We start from the raw sequence: 15,216 nt of genomic DNA, 5'->3' as shown, positions 1-15,216 counted from the left end.
GTTCGCTTTACGAACTTAAGTGCTGTAGGCGAACACTAGAACTCACTTCCAATAGTGTCAATGCGTTTGGGGCGCATCTTCTACCATGGTCGAATGCCGGTTCCCGGTGGCGCCTGAGGGGGCACCGCCAGGGAGTCGTGAACCCTCGGCCGCGATGGGAGGCGCAAGCGAAATGAGAAAGATGTGGCGCGCCAGACGCTTGAGCGGTGATTCGTGCATATAGTAGTAGGAGGTCAGGGCGTGGAAAGCGAGGCGTCATGCCCACGCAGGGACCGCGTCGGGGGTGCGCCGGTAATTTGCGAACAAGCGGGCGCTATGCGAACAAGAGGCGATGGTGTATAACGTCTCGTATTCGATATCTAGAACTAACTTCCAATAAATGCAGGCGCGGTTCCGGCCCTATGGTCGATGCGCGCCCGGAGGACTGCATGCGTGCCATTGCCACGGTCTGCCTGAGCGGCGACTTACGCTCCAAGCTCGACGCCATCGCCCGGGCTGGCTTCGAGGGTGTCGAGATCTTCGAGAATGACCTGATCTCGTTCGATGGAACCCCCTCTGATATCCGCGACCTGTGTGAGACGCTCAAGCTCAAGATTGTCGCCTTCCAGCCCTTTCGTGACTTCGAGGCCATGCCGGAGCCGGCGCGTTCGCGCAACCTGCAGCGTGCCGAGCGCAAGTTCGATGTCATGCAGGAGCTTGGCACCGACTTCATGCTGGTGTGCTCGAATGTTTCGCCCCAGACGCTGGACGATCGTGACCGGGTGGTGGCCGATCTTCGTGAGCTCGCCGACCGCGCCGCGGCGCGTGGGCTGCGCATCGGCTTCGAGGCGCTGGCCTGGGGGCGCCATATCAGTGACTATCGCGATGCCTGGGATGTCGTGAAGCGGGCCGATCATCCGGCGCTAGGGGTCGTGCTCGACAGCTTCCATATCCTCTCGCGCGGGCATGATCCTGCGGCCATCGCCGATATCCCCCGGGACAAGATCTTCTTCGTTCAGGTCGCCGACGCGCCGCTTCTGGACATGGACGTGCTGCAGTGGAGTCGTCACTTTCGCTGCTTTCCCGGGCAGGGCCGGCTGCCGCTGGCGCCGTTCATGGAGGCACTCGCCAAGACCGGCTACGACGGGCCGCTGTCCCACGAGATCTTTAGCGATGCCTTCCGTGCAGCGCCCACCGATGTCACTGCCATGGATGGCATGCGCTCGCTGATCTATCTCGAGAACCTGCTGCCCAATGGCCCCTGGGCCGAGGGCATTCCCCCCGCCAGTGGCTATCATGGCGTGCACTTCATCGAGTTCACCCTCGATGAGGACAGTGCCGCGCCCCTGGGGGAGTTTATTGGTGCACTGGGCTTTCGCCACGTCGGGCGCCACCGCTCGAAGAACGTCGAGCTGTGGAAGCAGGGCGAGATCCACCTGGTGCTCAACTTTGAGACCGACAGTTTCGCCCATACCTTTCGCCTGCTGCACGGTACCTCGGTGTGCGCGGTGGGCTTTCGCGTCGACGACGTGGCGGCGGCCCTGGCCCGGGCCAGGGCCTTCAAGGCGCCAACCTATCGGGGCCAGGTCGGTGAGGGCGAAATGGAAATCCCGGCGCTCCGAGGCGTCGAGGGCAGCCTGATCTATCTGGTGGATGAAGAGACCGCGCTGGACCGTCAGTGGCAGACCGACTTCGAGTTATTCGACCAAAAGACGCGAGATGAAGCCGGACTTGCGCGCATCGACCACCTGTCATACGTGTTGCCGGCGCCTCAGCTGCTGGGCTGGCAGCTCTATTACCACACGGTGCTCGGCTTCAAGGCCGACACCGAGCACGAGATCGTCGACCCCCGCGGGATGATGGTGAGCCAGGCGGTCAATAGCCCCGATGCCAGCATCCGTATTCCGCTGACCGTGTCGCAGGCCCAGGACACCAACTCCGGACGTTTCTTGAGCGAGTTTCGCGGCGGCATTCAACAGATCGCCTTCGAGAGCCGGGATATCCTTGCAAGCGTCGACGAGCTCACAGCCCGGGGCCTGCCGCTGTTGCGTATCCCTGGCAACTACTACGACGACTTGGAGGCGCGCTTCGATCTTGATCCTGAGTTCGTCGAAGCGATTCGTTCGCGCAATATCCTGTTCGATCGCAACGACGCCGGCGATTTCCTCCACGCCTACACCGATACCTTTTCGGGGCGCTTCTTCTTCGAGATCGTCGAGCGTCGCGGGGGCTACGAGCGCTTCGGTGAGGCCAATGCCGGGGTCCGCCTGGCGGCCCAGGCAGCGCAAGGATAAGCCGAGCCACCCTCTAACAGCCGAGCATTCGCTCGCACGGAGACAACAATGAAACTGGGGTTGATCGGCAAGGCCATCCTGAATTCCAGCTCGCCGGACCTGCATGTTCGGCTCGGTGAACTCACCGAGATTCCCACCACCTATGACCTGTTCGATGGCAATGAAGTGCCGATCGACTCTCTCGAGGCCAAGGTCAAGGAGGTGATCGCGGCGGGCTATCGTGGGGTCAACGTCACCTATCCGTTCAAGGAGCAGGCGGTTCATTTAGCCGACCGCGCCACGGATGGTGCGCGCATGGTCGGCGCGGCCAACACCCTGATCTTCGAGGCCGAGGGCATCGTTGCCGAGAACACCGACTTCACCGGCTTCATGAGCGGTTATCGGGCCACGCTCGGCGAGCGCGCTCCGGGGCGAGTGTTGTTGATCGGTACCGGCGGCGTGGGCAAGGCGGTGGCCTTCGGTGTCGCCCAGCTTGGCGCCAGCGAGGTATTGCTGGTCGATATCGACGTGGCCAAGGCCGAACAGCTCGCCGGCGAGCTTGAGAGGTTCGGCTTCAAGGCGTCGGCGCTGGCGTCGGACCGGGTCGCGGCCATCGCACCCGAGTGCGATGGCCTGATCAACTGCACGCCGATTGGCCATGAGAAGAGTCCGGGCTGTCCGCTGCCCGTTGGCGTGCTGCGCGGCCACCACTGGATCTTCGATGCCGTCTACGTGCCGGCGGTCACTGAATTCGTCGCTGCCGCCCGCCAGCAAGGCGCCAGGGTGATGAGTGGCGTCAGCCTGTTCGTGTTCCAGGGCGTGGACGCCTACAAGCGCTTCTGTGAGGATGAGGGCAAGCGCGCGGCGGCCGATGCGCAGGCCGCGACCCTCTTCGCCCACTATCGGCGTGAACTGTTGAAGGAGAATGTGTGATGAGCAAGGGCAAGGTGCTGGTGCTGCATGGTCCCAATCTCAATCTGCTGGGGACCCGCCAGCCGGAGATCTATGGCCATGAGACCCTGGCCGATATCGACAACGGCCTGCGCCAGCATGCCTTGCTTGAGGACTGGGGCCTGGCATCGCGCCAGTCCAACCACGAGGGCGAGCTGATCGATGCGATTCACGCCGCCCGCCTCGACGCCACCCAGGCCATCATCATCAATCCCGCCGCCTTCACCCACACCTCGGTGGCTATTCTCGATGCCCTGAACGCATTCGAGGGCACCGTGATCGAAGTGCACCTATCCAACGTGCACAAGCGTGAGAGCTTTCGTCACCACTCCTACGTCTCACTGCGTGCCGACGGTGTGATCGCGGGCTTAGGCAGCCAGGGCTACTACGCTGCGCTCGATGCGGTGATCAAGGCCGGATAGCGCCGCGCCGCTATCGCTTGTGGCAAGGCGGGGGTGCCTATGGCGGCACGTCGAGGCGGCCTGTCGAGGCGGCGGCCGGCGACGGCGACCCGCATCAGTTCGTGACCGCCGGTGTTTCAAGCAAGAAATCGACCATCAGATCACGCACGCAGGCGAACATCTCGCCGCCCTGCAGCGTGGGGCAGTGACGCTCGCGTGCCGCCGCGATCCAGGGCGTGAGCTCGGGGCTGGTGATGACGTCGCCGACGATGGTGCCGGCCGAGAGTCCTGCGGGGTCGAAGGGCAGTGGGTCGTCGGTAGCCATGCCGCAGGGCGTGGCGTTGATGACCAGGTCGAAGCCGGCGGGGTCATCGCCGCCGACGGTCACCGGACACAGGCCTAGCGAGGCCAGGCGTGCGATCAGCCCATCGCGGCGCTCAGCGTCGCCGTCGTGGATCGAAAGGCTCGCCACGCCGGCACGCACCAGGGCTTCGGCGATGGCGGATCCGGCCCCGCCGGCCCCGGCCAACAGCGCGCGGCGTCCAGTGGGCACCAGGCCCTTGGCGCGCATTGCCGCGACATAGGCGAGTCCATCGACCTGATCGCCGTGCCATCCCCCGTTCCCGGTTCGGCGCATGACATTGACCGCACCGAGAAAGGTAGCGCGCTCGCTGGCGCTGTCGCACAGCGAGTAGCTTGCGAGCTTGTGCGGCACGGTGATGATCAGGCCGTCGAGGTTCTCCGCGGCAACGACGCCTCTGACGAATCCATGGAGGTCTTGCGCCGCCACGTGGGCGGGGGCCAGCACCGCGTTGTGGCCGCGTTGCTGGAGTGCCTGGGTCACGCCCTGGGGCGATTTCACCTGGGCGATGGGGTCGCCGAGAATCAGGTACAGCCGCGAGCTGCCATCGAGGCCCCCCAGCAGGCTGGTGGGGGCCCCTTGGGAATGTCGCCTTTCGTCGGCATCATCGAGACCCACGCCATGACCGGGCGCCGGGTGTCGCCCCTGCGCCCCGCCTTGGTCTGGTGGCCGAGTCCCGGGCGTCGTTGTGGACATGGGCGTCGTGGGCTTGTTCATGGACGGTTCTCTTGGGCGCTACGGCATCGTGGGGGTTAGTGTAAGCGCCTTTTTCATAAAAATAGAACGATGTTCAACTAAAGAATCATGTTTTGAATTACCGTCGGTTGGTTATTCTCCCTTCAGGCTTCACCACAAGTCGTCGCCGCCATGGCACCCTATGGCCATTCAACGGTGCTCTGGTGCCTTGGTGCGGGTGCCTTGGTGCGGGTGCCTTGGTGAGATTGGGGCGGCAAGCCTTGCGCCTCTCGTCCCTAGCGCACCAGGGCGCTGCAGCACGAACACCGCCGATTCGGGAGAGAGTCATGGCTGGCGTAATGGAGAGAACCCTGGGAATTCTCGAGCTTCTGGCCAGGGAGGCCGAGGGGTTGCCGCTGGCGGCGATCGCCGAGCGATTGGGCATGCCCAAGAGTGCTGCGCACCGACTGCTCAGCGATCTTTCGCGCTACGGCTATGTGCGCCAGGAGCGCGAGCAGGGCGACTATCTGCTGACCACCAAGCTGACGTCGCTGGGGCTTGGCTTCCTGAGCGCGTCGGGCATCGTCGATGCGGCCCAGCCGCTCCTCGACCGCTTGGCCGATGTCAGCGGTGAGCTGGTGCGGTTGTCGGTGGTGGACGGGCGTAGCCTGACCTGGGTGGGCAAGGCCCAGGGCGCCCGTGGCGGGCTGCGCTATGACCCGGACATGGGGGCCGTTGCGCGGCTGTCCTGTAGCTCCTCCGGGCTCGCCTGGCTGAGTACGCTCAGCGATGAACAGGCGCTCGAACTGGTCGCGGAACAGGGCTTCGGTCGCCCGGAAGACTACGGGCACAACGCCCCGGTGACCGCCTCGGCGCTGATCGAGGCGCTGGCCGAGACCCGGGCTCGGGGCTTTGCCATGGCGCTGGAAACCTTCGCGCCGGGCATGCACGCCATGGCCGCGCCGGTCAGGCGCGGCGACCACTCGGCGATCGGAGTCATCAGTATCGCCGGGCCCGGCTTTCGGCTGACCGAAGAGCGGCTGGTATCGCTCGGCGACAGCCTGCTGGCGGTGGCCGATGAGCTGGCGGCATCGGCGCCAGCGTCGGGGCTGTTGCGCACCGGCAGGTGAATCACGCAAGGCGCAGGCGCCGAAGATTCCCCTGGTCGGCGAGGTTTACGGCATGTTCTCGGCGCCACCGCACTCACGTTGTCAGCAAGGAGCTTTATATGGACCCACTGCGGATCGGTGTGATGGGCACCGGGATCATCGGGCGTGAACATGTGGCGCTGATCCAGTCTTCCCCCGACACCACCCTGGCGGCGATCGCCGATGTGACCGACAGCGGTCGGGCCCTGGCCGAGCGCCATGGCGTGCCCTGCTTCGCGGACTACCGCGAGATGCTCGATCAAGGACGCCTGGACGCGGTCATCGTGGCGCTGCCCAACGCCCTGCACGTGGACGCGGGACTGGCTTGTATCGAGCGAGGCCTGCCGACGCTGATGGAGAAACCCATCGCCGACACCCTGGCGGGAGGCCTGCGTCTGGCCGAGGCGAGCGAGGCGGCCGGGGTGCCGATGCTGGTCGGTCATCACCGTCGCCACAGTCCTGACATGGTGGAGTCCCACCGAGCCATCCAGGCCGGTGAACTGGGAGATCTTTATACCGTTAGCGGGATGTGGTTGTGTCGCAAGGACGACGACTACTTCGATCAGGCCTGGCGGCGAGAGCCTGGCGGCGGCCCGATCCTGATCAACCTGATCCACGAGATCGACTGCCTGCGCTTTCTTTGCGGCGAGATCGCCACTGTCCAGGCGGTCACCGCCAACAAGGCTCGCGGCTTCGATGTCGAGGATTCCTTCGCCGTGGTCATCACCTTCACCAACGGCATGATCGGTTCCTTCGTCGGCAGTGATGCCGTGCCCTCGCCCTTCATCTGGGACGTTGCCTCCGGGCAGTCGCCGAGTTTTCTGCACGAGCCGGGCAATTGCTATGTGATCGGGGGGCGCAACGGCAGTCTGGCCGTCCCCGGGATGGAGCTGTGGCGCTACGACGACAACGGCCACTGGCGCGATCCGCTGGTCCGCCACCGCCTGCAGCCGCCTCGCACCCATTGCTACCCCGAGCAGTTGAGCCACTTCGTCGCGGTGGCCAGGGGCCAGGTCGAGCCCATCGTCAGTGCGCGAGAAGGTGTCATGACGTTGGCCGCCACCCTGGCGGTTGCCAAGGCAGCGCGGGAAGGTGGCACGGTGAAGGTCGGTGACATGCTGTGCTGATCGACTGAGCCAGTCGCTTATACGAGGTGGCAAAGGCGCAAGCAGGCTCGCCGCGTCCAGGCGATTCGTCCCGCGCTCGCAGGCGAACGATTGCCGCCTTGATTGCTATCGCCGACGTCTATCGAGGTCTTGTCCATGCCACGGATCTATTCGCTATCTCATCTGACCACCGAAGGGCTGACGCCACCGCAGATGATCGCCTTGGCGGCGCAGGTCGGCTATGACGCCGTGGGCTTGCGTCTCCTGCCCACCACGCCAGGCGGGATGGCCTTTCCATTGATGGACGAAGCCGCTCTGCTTCGCGACACTCAGACGGCCATCGCCGAGAACGGGGTGGGCGTGTTCGATCTGGAGCTGGTGCGCCTGGATGACGCCTTCGAGTTGGAGCGATATCTGCCCTTTCTCGAAGTGGGGGGCACCTTGGGGGCGAGGGCGGTGCTGGTGGCGGGCGATGATGCCGACCGCTCACGCCTGATCGACAACTACGCGGCGTTGTGTGAAGCGGCCCGGCCCTTCGGCCTCAGCGCCGACCTGGAATTCATGCCCTGGACGACGGTGAGCGGCCTGATCCATGCCAGCGACATCGTCGCTAAGGTCGCTCAGCCCAATGCCACGGTACTGTTCGATGCGCTGCACTTCGATCGCTCACGAAGCCGCCTCGAGGATCTCGACGCGTTGCCGCGCCACTGGCTCAATTATGCTCAGATTTGTGATGGCCCGGTGCCGGGCCCAACCGCTCATGCCGAGATGATCCGCGCAGCGCGGGAAGAGCGCTGGTTACCGGGGGAGGGGGGCATCGACCTGGGCGCTATCTGGCGACGCCTACCCGAGGACCTGCCGGTCAGCGTCGAGGTGCCGGATAAGCGCCGTATCGCCGCGCTAGGCGCGAAGCGCTGGGCAAGCGATGCCCTGGCGGCCAGTCGTGGACTGATCGAAGGGCTGTAGCGCGGGGGGCCGTCACGACGAGGCGTCGACCGGACCATCTTGGTGTACTCCAGCGCCAGCATGCTTGGCCACCCGCCAGCCCATCACCAGCGCAGGCCCCAGGGTGGTACCGGGGCCCGGATAGGTACCGCGGAACAGGGACGCCATGTCGTTGCCGCAGGCATAGAGCCCGTCGATGGGGCGGTCGTCTGCGTCCAGCACACGCCCGTCGCCGTCACCCTTCAGGCCTGCGCTGCAGGCCAAATCGTAGGGCCACACGGTGAGGGCATAGTAGGGTCCCGGCCCGAGCGGCCGCACGCAGGGATTGGGCGTCTGGCGCGGATCGCCGTTGAAACGGTTCATGGCGCTCGATCCGCGGCCGAAGGCGGGGTCGTCGCCGAGGGCCGCGTGGCGATTGTAGTCGTCGACCGTGGCCACAAGGCCCGCAGGGTCCACGTCCAGCTTGCGCGCCAGTTCGGCGAGGCTTCGCGCCTCGATCAGGTAGCCGTCGCGCAGGTGGCGACGCATGCCCTTGACGCCGCGGAAGACCATGCCGAACAGGTACCGCTGGAGAAAGGCGCGATCGACGATCAGATGGGCCGGAACGTTCCGGTCCGCGTCTCGATCGGCCAGCATGCCCATGACGAAGTCATGGTAGGAATCGGACTCGTTGACGAAGCGCCGTCCGGCGGCGTTGACGGCAATCAGGCCCGGCTTGGCCCGGTCGAGAAGGATATGCGGCCACACCGACTGGCTGCCATCGGGATGCGTGTGCACCGAGCAGGGCATCCACAGCGCCGGGCTGTCGAGGCCTTCGGCCAGGTGGGCCCCCTTGGCCAGAGCGCGGTCGATGCCGTCTCCGGTGTGGGTCTCGGGGGCCAGCGAACGGTGGAGTGCCGCGCCGGGAAACAGGCGCTGTCGCAGCTGTGGGTGGTGCGTGATGCCACCCGTTGCCAGCACGACACCGCGCCTTGCCTGAACGCGGCGGCGTCCCTGGGGGCCCTTGACGACGGCGCCGGTGACCTTGCCGTCCTCGAGGATCAGGTCATCGAGCGAGGTATCGAAGTGAATCGGCACGCCTGCGTCGTGCAGGCTGGCGAGCAATTGAGCGACGAGCGCATTGCCCATGACCAGCCGGGTGCCGCGGGGGTAGCGCAGGCGATCGATGGCGTAGCGCAACAGGGTCTGGGTCGCGGTCTTGAAGTTTGCGGGCGACGCCAGCGGGTGGAGCAGCGCATCGATCTCGTTGCGCGCCGCCATCATGCCCCCCAGCGCCATGAACTCCGGACGCGGGGGTCGCACGCGATTGAAACCTTCGCGGCCGAGCCGTCGTCCGTCGTATTCCATCGGCGCCAGGGCGCGGCCGCCGAAGGCCTCGCCGGGCTGATTGCCGATGTAGTCGGGATGGGCCTTGGCCGCGACCAGGCGCACCTGGGTGCGGGCGTGAAGGTCCTCCACCACCGCGGGGCCGGCCTCGAGGAAGGCGCGTCGAAGATCGGCGCCGCCGCGCTCGCCGACCACCGCCTCGAGAAACCGAGCGGCATCGTCCAGCGTGTCGGGTACGCCGGCCTCGACGCTCAATCGCGTGCCGGGAATCCACAGGGTGCCGCCGGAGGTCGCGGTGATTCCGCCGACCTGGCCGGTCTTTTCCATCAGGGCGACGTCAAGGCCATCGAGGGCAGCGATCAGCGCCGACGTCATGCCGCCGGCGCCGGCACCGATGACGAGCAGATCGACGCTGTCGTCCCAACAAGGGGTGGGGTGATGCATGGCGAGCTCCTGTGAGGGGGGGGGAGGGAGCGTCTTAGGCGTCCCGAAGCCGACGCTTTTGTCTTAGGCGTCCCGCAGCCGACGCTTTTGTCTTAGGCGTCCCGCAGCCGACGCAGGTAGGCCAAGCTCTCGGCGATGGCATCGTCCTCGCTGCCCTGGGCGTCGCGGTAGTCCGGGTGCAGGTAGTCGATCTCGAGCGCCAGCAGGCCTTGGTAGGCATGGCGTCCAAGTTCGCGGATGACGCCGGGGATGTCGATCAAGCCGCGCCCCAGCGGCACGCTGGGCCAGAAGCCGAAGGTGCGAGGGTCGCCGCGGTGGGCCTGGATATCCTTCACGTGGGTCGCCCTGGCCCAGGGGGCGAGACGCTCGATGGCGTGCCAGGGATCTTCCAGCATGCGCAGGTTGTTGCCGGTATCGAGGCAGGCACCGAGGTGCGAGTGGTCGAGGGTCTCGAGAAGCTCCACCAGTTCGTCGGTGAGCAGATCCACGTGGTTTTCGATGGCCAGGGTGATGCCGCGCTCGGCACCGTAATCTGCTGCCCGCCTGAGCAAGGGCAGCAGGGCGGCGCGGTGGCTTGACCATTCGGCGGGACGGGTGCGACGTCCGCCGGCGCAGATACGCATCACGTCCGCGCCGAGGGTCGCGGCGATGTCGATATGCTGGATCAGGTCGTCGAGGGCCTCGGGGCGAGCACCGGAGCCGAGGCCGTCCGGATGGCCCCAGGCCCAGGCGCGCTCGAGGCCGGCGGCGTCGAGTCGCGCGCGAATGGCGGCCAGACGCGAAGGGCTGTCGTCGTCGAGCATGAAAGATTCGAGCGACACGCCTTCGACGTCGAAGGCCACGGCCTTGTCGATCACATCATCCAGGGACATGGATCTCGCTGGCGCCTGCTCGAGTCCGGGGTAGACCTCCGCGAAGAAGCGGTGGAAGCAATAGGCGTCGATGGCAAGATGCATGGCGGACTCCTGTGCGTCGTCCTTGGTAACAAAGTGGAACGGTATTCAACTTTTTTTCGTTGTGCAAGCGAAATCCCTTGAGCGAGGCTTGTCTCGGGAGGCTTGTCTCGAGAGTGGTTTGTCTCGGGAGGCTTGTCTCGAGAGGTCGGCGACGTGAGAAGCGAACGCGGGGCGAGTCGGTTCGGGCCGGAGCCATGGCGCGGCCGCGCCACGCAAAGGGGCCTGGCTCGCGCCTAGAAGCATCAACGGGCAGCGTTTCGAGGCTGGTATAGATATTTAGTGGAATGGTGTTCGGATTTTGTGGACGACGTGGAAATACCTGGCTAACGTGTTCGAAGTGAGAACGTGTCGTTCGATAGGCGAACTCGGACGTCATGATCACCCCAGCGGTTAATAACAACAGCCATACGTCAGCCCGAGCGCGTCGAACGCTGACAGCGATATCGGGCGTCACAGGAGATCTCACCATGATCCGTCGCTTGCTCCCGCTTGCCGCCATTCTCTCCACCACCGCACTGATGGCGTCTCAGGCCCAGGCGGACTACCCGGAACGCGATATCAATGCCACCATCCCCTGGGGCGCCGGCGGTGTGACGGATCTCGTTGCACGCTCGGTGATTCCCCACGCCGAAGAGGCGCTGGATGAGTCGATCATTCCCCAGAACCGCCCCGGTGGCGGTGCCGTCATCGGTGTGAACTATGTGCGCACCCAACGTCCGGATGGCTACAACATCCTGATTGGCACCCAGGACACCACCCTCTACCCGGTGCTCGGTGTCGCCGACTTCGACTATGACGACTTCTCTGTCCTCAACGTGATCGGCCAGGGCCTGGTGGTGATCGCGGTACCCGCCGACAGCCCGTTCGAGACGATGGAGCAGCTGGTCGACAAGGTGCTCGCCGAGCCCGGCACGATACGCATGGGGGACGTGGGGGTGGGGGCGACGCCGCATATCACCGAGACCATCATCGACTCCGCCACCGACGCAGACTTCGATGTGCGCAAGGTCACCTTCGGCGGCGACGGCCCCGGTATCACTGCGATGCTCGGCGATCACATCGACTTCATGCCGCTGAGCCTGCCGCCGGCGGTCGAGTACCTGAAATCCGGCCAGATCCGTGGCCTGGCGATCCTTGCGAACGAGCGCATCGACTTGCTGCCGGATGTGCCCGCTATTACCGATGCGCTGCCCGAGGCCGAGAACTACTTGCCCTGGGGCTCGTTTCAGGGGGTCTTCGTGCGCAAGGACACCCCGGATGACGTCAAGCAGACCCTCGGCGATGCCTTCGAAACCGCCATCGGCGATCCCCAGTTCCAGGATCTCTACAACAACAAGCTCGGCGGGGTGACACTAAACCTGCGGGGCGATGAGGCTCAGGAGTACATCGATAACTGGCAGGCCCTGACCACCTGGCTGCTGTACGACGTGGGGGCGGCCAAGGTCTCTCCGGAAGAGTTCGGCATCGCCCGTCCCCAGGGGCAGTGATTCGACGCATCGATGTGGCCAGACGAAGACGCCCGGGACCGCTGGTCTCGGGCGTCTTGCCTTGGTGGCGGGCCTGGGAGCCGCCGACCCGGATTCGCTCGGTTGGGTCTACAGATCCTTGACCAGGCGCAGGGCGTCGTAGATGGCGGCATGGGTATTGCGTGAGGCCACGGCGTCGCCGATGCGAAACAGCTGGAAGCGTGCCGTGGGTTGGCGAACAACGCGCTGAGGAAGGCCAGCGATCAGGGCCGCGTGGTCGACTTCGCCGGCGTTGCTCGAGTGGGGCTTCAGCGCGAAGTAGAGATCATCCAACGGGGTGATGCCGCAGTTGGTCACCACTTGATCGACGTCGCGTGGGTCGTCGATAGCGCGATAGTCGCTGGCGACATGAGCGCGCAGCGCAGCGCCGTGGCGCGCCACCGACGCCAGCCGGTAGGTCGGGGTGAATCTGACGCTGGGACGCTGCAGCGAGCGCATGTAGGGCACCAGGTTCATGGCCATGATCTCCGGCGAGAACGCGCGGTCCGGCGTCATGATCTCGAGCGTTGCACCGCTGTCGGCGATGATCTCCGCTGCCTGCAGGGCGCCATGGTCGCCGGCATCGTCGAACAGCAGGACATTACGCCCTGGCGCGACATGCCCCGAGAGGATGTCCCAGCTGGTCACGGTCAACTCATCGCCGGCGCTCAGCCCGGTATAGGCCGGGTAGCCGCCGGTGGCAACGATCACGACGTCCGGTTCGACGGTCATGACGTCCTCGAGCTCGGCGAGCAGGTTGTAGCGGATATCGACGCCAAGGGCCGCGCAGCGCTCCAGTCGCCAGTCGATGATACCCATCATTTCCCGGCGCCGAGGGCTCTGGGCGGTGAGGCGAACCTGGCCACCGGCGTCGCTGGCCGCCTCCATGATGATCACCTCATGGCCGCGCTCTCCCGCCACTCGCGCGGCTTCAAGTCCCGCCGGACCCGCGCCGATGATCACGATCCGGCGGCGCGTGTCGGCGGCGGCGATGGTATGGGGCATGGTCGTTTCACGGCCGGTGGCGGCGTTGTGGATGCAAAAGGCCTCGCCGCCCTGGTAGATGCGGTCGAGGCAGTAGTTGGCCCCGACGCAGGGGCGAATCTCCTCCTCGCGGCCCTCGATGATCTTGCGTATCAGGTGCGGGTCGGCCATGTGGGCGCGGGTCATGCCGACCATGTCGATCTTGCCCGAGGCGATGGCGTGCCTGGCCGTGGCGACATCCTGAATCTTGGCGCCGTGGAAGGTCGGAAAGTCGAGCTCGCGGCGAATCTCTCCGGCGAAGTCCAGGTGCGGTGCACTCGGCATGCCCTGAATCGGGATCACGTCGGTGAGCCCGGCATCGGTGTCGATATGCCCGCGCACCACGTTGAGAAAATCGACCAGGCCGCTGTCCTTGAGGCGCCGGGATATCGCCATGCCATCGGCGGCATCGAAGCCGCCCGGCAGGCACTCGTCACCGGTGTAGCGTACGCCGAGCAGGAAGTTCTCGCCGACCCGCTGGCGGATCGCCGCCAGCACCTTGAAGGTGAAGCGCAGGCGGTTGTCTAGGCTGCCGCCATAGTCGTTGTCGAGGGTATTGGTCAGCGGTGACCAGAACTGGTCCATCAGGTGGCCGTAGGCCTGGATCTCGAGCCCGTCGAGCCCGGCGGCGTGCATGCGCTCGGCGGCATCGGCGTAGTCGCGTATCAGACGCTCGATGTCCCAATCCTCGACCTGTTTGGGAAAAGCGCGATGGGAAGCCTCGCGGCGATGGGAAGCCGATATCGCGGGCAGCCAGTCGCCCTTGTCCCAGCGCGTACGGCGTCCCAGGTGGGTCAGTTGGATCATGACCGCGGTGCCATGTTCGTGGCAGGCATCGGTGAGCTCGCGTAGCCAAGGCACGACCTCGTCGCGATAGGCCAGGATGTTGTTGAACACCGGAGGGCTGTCGCGGGCGACCGCCGCCGAACCGGCCGTCATGGTCAGGGCAATTCCCGCCTTGGCGCGCTCCACGTGGTAGGCGCGGTACAGCTCCTTGGGCATGCCGTCGACCGGGTACGCCGGTTCATGAGCGGTCAGCATCAGTCGATTCTTCAGCCGCAAGTGTTTGAGCTGAAAGGGTTGGAGCAAAGGGTCGCGGGAGGTGGGCCCGGTGGACGCAGCATCGTTGAGTTCGGGGCGGTTGGACATGGGGGCCTCATCACGGTGGTCGGCGGTGTTGTCTTTGTTGTCGTACCGGCACTGCCTGAACAACGCCCTGTACACTAGTGTCAATATAGACGACAGTGATGATCAGGCAAGTGACGTAGTACGCTGTTTCGACAAGCCAAGACGCCAGTGGGTACTTGCGGTAAATCGGGTACTTCCGGTAAATCGGACGATTCAGGCAAATCGGGCGAACCAGGCAAATCGGTAATTCAGGAGAGACGCCGTGAACGATAGCGCCGACAAGAGCCGCCGAGACGACTGGGTGGATGCGGCCTACAGCGCCCTGGTGACGTCGGGGGTCGAGGCGGTCAAGATTCTGCCGCTGGCCAAGGCCCTCAAGACGTCCCGCACCAGCTTCTACTGGTGCTTCAGCGATCGCGATGCATTGCTCGCGGCGCTGATCGAGCGTTGGAAGGGCAAGAATACGCAAGGCTTAGAGCGCCAGGCCGAGCGCTACGCCGCGACGGTGGTGGAGGCCACGCTGAACGTCTTCGACTGCTGGCTGGACGAGTCGATCTTCGACTCCGAGTTCGAGTTCGCGGTGCGTCACTGGGCGCTCAATAACGCTCAGGTGGCGGCGGAGGTCGCGGCGGCGGACCAGCGCAGGCTCACCGCGCTGACGACGATGCTGACGCGTTTCGGCTATGCCGAATCCGAGGCCAGTGTGCGCGCCCACACGCTGTATCTCACCCAGATCGGCTATATCTCCATGCGCACTCGCCAGACCAAGGACGAGCGCATCCGGCGCGTCGCCGATTACGTGCTGGTGTTCACCGGTGAGCCTTGCCAGCGCGACGATCTCGCCCGCTTCGCTTCGCGCCACACCGGCTGCCTTGTCACCTGGATGAACGATTTCGGCGCGACACCAGAAAAGACGTCGCGACCCGTCAGCGCCTCGGGGCCCTAGTGGCTGCCGCGACGAATAACATCGGAATGGCGGCACAGTAACGAGGTGC

The 15,216-nt window shown here is 65.3% G+C and carries 12 protein-coding genes; 8 read left to right on the top strand and 4 right to left on the bottom strand.

The window, feature by feature from the left end; all coding sequences use genetic code 11:
* The first annotated feature begins 428 nt into the window (after positions 1–428).
* The 3 genes from ACUN9Y_RS15635 to aroQ are packed head-to-tail and all read left to right on the top strand — an operon-like array spanning position 429 to position 3,625.
* Positions 429–2,273, top strand: a complete 1,845-nt coding sequence (locus tag ACUN9Y_RS15635) for a bifunctional sugar phosphate isomerase/epimerase/4-hydroxyphenylpyruvate dioxygenase family protein (protein ID WP_445461656.1) — start codon at positions 429–431, stop codon at positions 2,271–2,273.
* Positions 2,274–2,321: 48 nt separating this feature from the next.
* The gene (locus ACUN9Y_RS15630) at positions 2,322–3,185 is read left to right on the top strand and encodes a shikimate dehydrogenase family protein (RefSeq protein ID WP_445461655.1); all 864 of its coding nucleotides are present in this window, start codon (positions 2,322–2,324) and stop codon (positions 3,183–3,185) included.
* On the top strand, positions 3,185–3,625 hold the full coding sequence (gene aroQ / locus ACUN9Y_RS15625) for a type II 3-dehydroquinate dehydratase (RefSeq protein ID WP_445461654.1): 441 nt from the start codon (positions 3,185–3,187) through the stop codon (positions 3,623–3,625). The genes ACUN9Y_RS15630 and aroQ overlap by 1 nt, the downstream gene beginning before the upstream one ends.
* Before the next feature lie 94 nt (positions 3,626–3,719).
* Here the strand turns inward: aroQ and ACUN9Y_RS15620 are convergent, their stop codons facing one another.
* Positions 3,720–4,682, bottom strand: coding sequence for a shikimate dehydrogenase family protein (locus tag ACUN9Y_RS15620; RefSeq protein ID WP_445461653.1), 963 nt, complete (start codon positions 4,680–4,682; stop codon positions 3,720–3,722).
* Between the two features lie 305 nt (positions 4,683–4,987).
* Between ACUN9Y_RS15620 and ACUN9Y_RS15615 the strand changes: the two genes are divergently transcribed.
* The 3 genes from ACUN9Y_RS15615 (at position 4,988) to ACUN9Y_RS15605 (ending at position 7,860) form a co-directional block, all read left to right on the top strand.
* Positions 4,988–5,770 (top strand): IclR family transcriptional regulator, encoded by a 783-nt coding sequence (locus tag ACUN9Y_RS15615; protein ID WP_445461652.1) that lies wholly within the window; start codon positions 4,988–4,990, stop codon positions 5,768–5,770.
* A gap of 98 nt (positions 5,771–5,868) precedes the next feature.
* Positions 5,869–6,915 carry a Gfo/Idh/MocA family oxidoreductase gene (locus tag ACUN9Y_RS15610; protein ID WP_445461651.1) on the top strand — a complete coding sequence of 349 codons (1,047 nt, stop codon included), beginning with the start codon at positions 5,869–5,871 and terminating at the stop codon, positions 6,913–6,915.
* Positions 6,916–7,050: 135 nt separating this feature from the next.
* Complete coding sequence (locus ACUN9Y_RS15605; RefSeq protein WP_445461650.1) at positions 7,051–7,860, top strand: sugar phosphate isomerase/epimerase family protein; 810 nt, start codon at positions 7,051–7,053, stop codon at positions 7,858–7,860.
* A gap of 12 nt (positions 7,861–7,872) precedes the next feature.
* Here ACUN9Y_RS15605 and ACUN9Y_RS15600 read toward each other — a convergent pair whose 3' ends face one another.
* Positions 7,873–9,609, bottom strand: a complete 1,737-nt coding sequence (locus ACUN9Y_RS15600) for an FAD-dependent oxidoreductase (RefSeq protein WP_445461649.1) — start codon at positions 9,607–9,609, stop codon at positions 7,873–7,875.
* Between the two features lie 92 nt (positions 9,610–9,701).
* Positions 9,702–10,565 (bottom strand): sugar phosphate isomerase/epimerase family protein, encoded by an 864-nt coding sequence (locus ACUN9Y_RS15595; protein ID WP_445461648.1) that lies wholly within the window; start codon positions 10,563–10,565, stop codon positions 9,702–9,704.
* A gap of 467 nt (positions 10,566–11,032) precedes the next feature.
* Here ACUN9Y_RS15595 and ACUN9Y_RS15590 point away from each other — a divergent pair, with 467 nt between their 5' ends.
* The gene (locus ACUN9Y_RS15590; RefSeq protein ID WP_445461647.1) at positions 11,033–12,052 is read left to right on the top strand and encodes a Bug family tripartite tricarboxylate transporter substrate binding protein; all 1,020 of its coding nucleotides are present in this window, start codon (positions 11,033–11,035) and stop codon (positions 12,050–12,052) included.
* A 108-nt stretch (positions 12,053–12,160) separates the two neighbouring features.
* On the opposite strand, the gene ACUN9Y_RS15585 is transcribed toward ACUN9Y_RS15590, so the two are convergent.
* Complete coding sequence (locus ACUN9Y_RS15585) at positions 12,161–14,242, bottom strand: oxidoreductase (RefSeq protein ID WP_445461646.1); 2,082 nt, start codon at positions 14,240–14,242, stop codon at positions 12,161–12,163.
* A 241-nt stretch (positions 14,243–14,483) separates the two neighbouring features.
* Between ACUN9Y_RS15585 and ACUN9Y_RS15580 the strand changes: the two genes are divergently transcribed.
* Positions 14,484–15,167: a TetR/AcrR family transcriptional regulator gene (locus ACUN9Y_RS15580; protein WP_445461645.1), complete on the top strand. Its 684-nt coding sequence runs from the start codon at positions 14,484–14,486 to the stop codon at positions 15,165–15,167.
* Positions 15,168–15,216: the final 49 nt, after the last annotated feature.

The sequence above is a fragment of the Halomonas sp. V046 genome, assembly GCF_052645355.1.
Note: the sequence above shows the minus strand (reverse complement) of the source record. Positions and strands in the feature narration are given on the sequence as shown.

Bases quoted from the DNA above. Each gene is read 5' to 3' on its own strand.
- ACUN9Y_RS15605 (WP_445461650.1), top strand. From the start codon at position 7,051: ATGCCACGGATCTATTCGCTATCTCATCTGACCACCGAAGGGCTGACG.
- ACUN9Y_RS15610 (WP_445461651.1), top strand. From the start codon at position 5,869: ATGGACCCACTGCGGATCGGTGTGATGGGCACCGGGATCATCGGGCGT.
- ACUN9Y_RS15635 (WP_445461656.1), top strand. From the start codon at position 429: ATGCGTGCCATTGCCACGGTCTGCCTGAGCGGCGACTTACGCTCCAAG.
- ACUN9Y_RS15620 (WP_445461653.1), bottom strand. From the start codon at position 4,682: ATGAACAAGCCCACGACGCCCATGTCCACAACGACGCCCGGGACTCGG.
- ACUN9Y_RS15595 (WP_445461648.1), bottom strand. From the start codon at position 10,565: ATGCATCTTGCCATCGACGCCTATTGCTTCCACCGCTTCTTCGCGGAG.
- ACUN9Y_RS15600 (WP_445461649.1), bottom strand. From the start codon at position 9,609: ATGCATCACCCCACCCCTTGTTGGGACGACAGCGTCGATCTGCTCGTC.
- ACUN9Y_RS15630 (WP_445461655.1), top strand. From the start codon at position 2,322: ATGAAACTGGGGTTGATCGGCAAGGCCATCCTGAATTCCAGCTCGCCG.
- ACUN9Y_RS15615 (WP_445461652.1), top strand. From the start codon at position 4,988: ATGGCTGGCGTAATGGAGAGAACCCTGGGAATTCTCGAGCTTCTGGCC.
- ACUN9Y_RS15590 (WP_445461647.1), top strand. From the start codon at position 11,033: ATGATCCGTCGCTTGCTCCCGCTTGCCGCCATTCTCTCCACCACCGCA.
- ACUN9Y_RS15585 (WP_445461646.1), bottom strand. From the start codon at position 14,242: ATGTCCAACCGCCCCGAACTCAACGATGCTGCGTCCACCGGGCCCACC.
- aroQ (WP_445461654.1), top strand. From the start codon at position 3,185: ATGAGCAAGGGCAAGGTGCTGGTGCTGCATGGTCCCAATCTCAATCTG.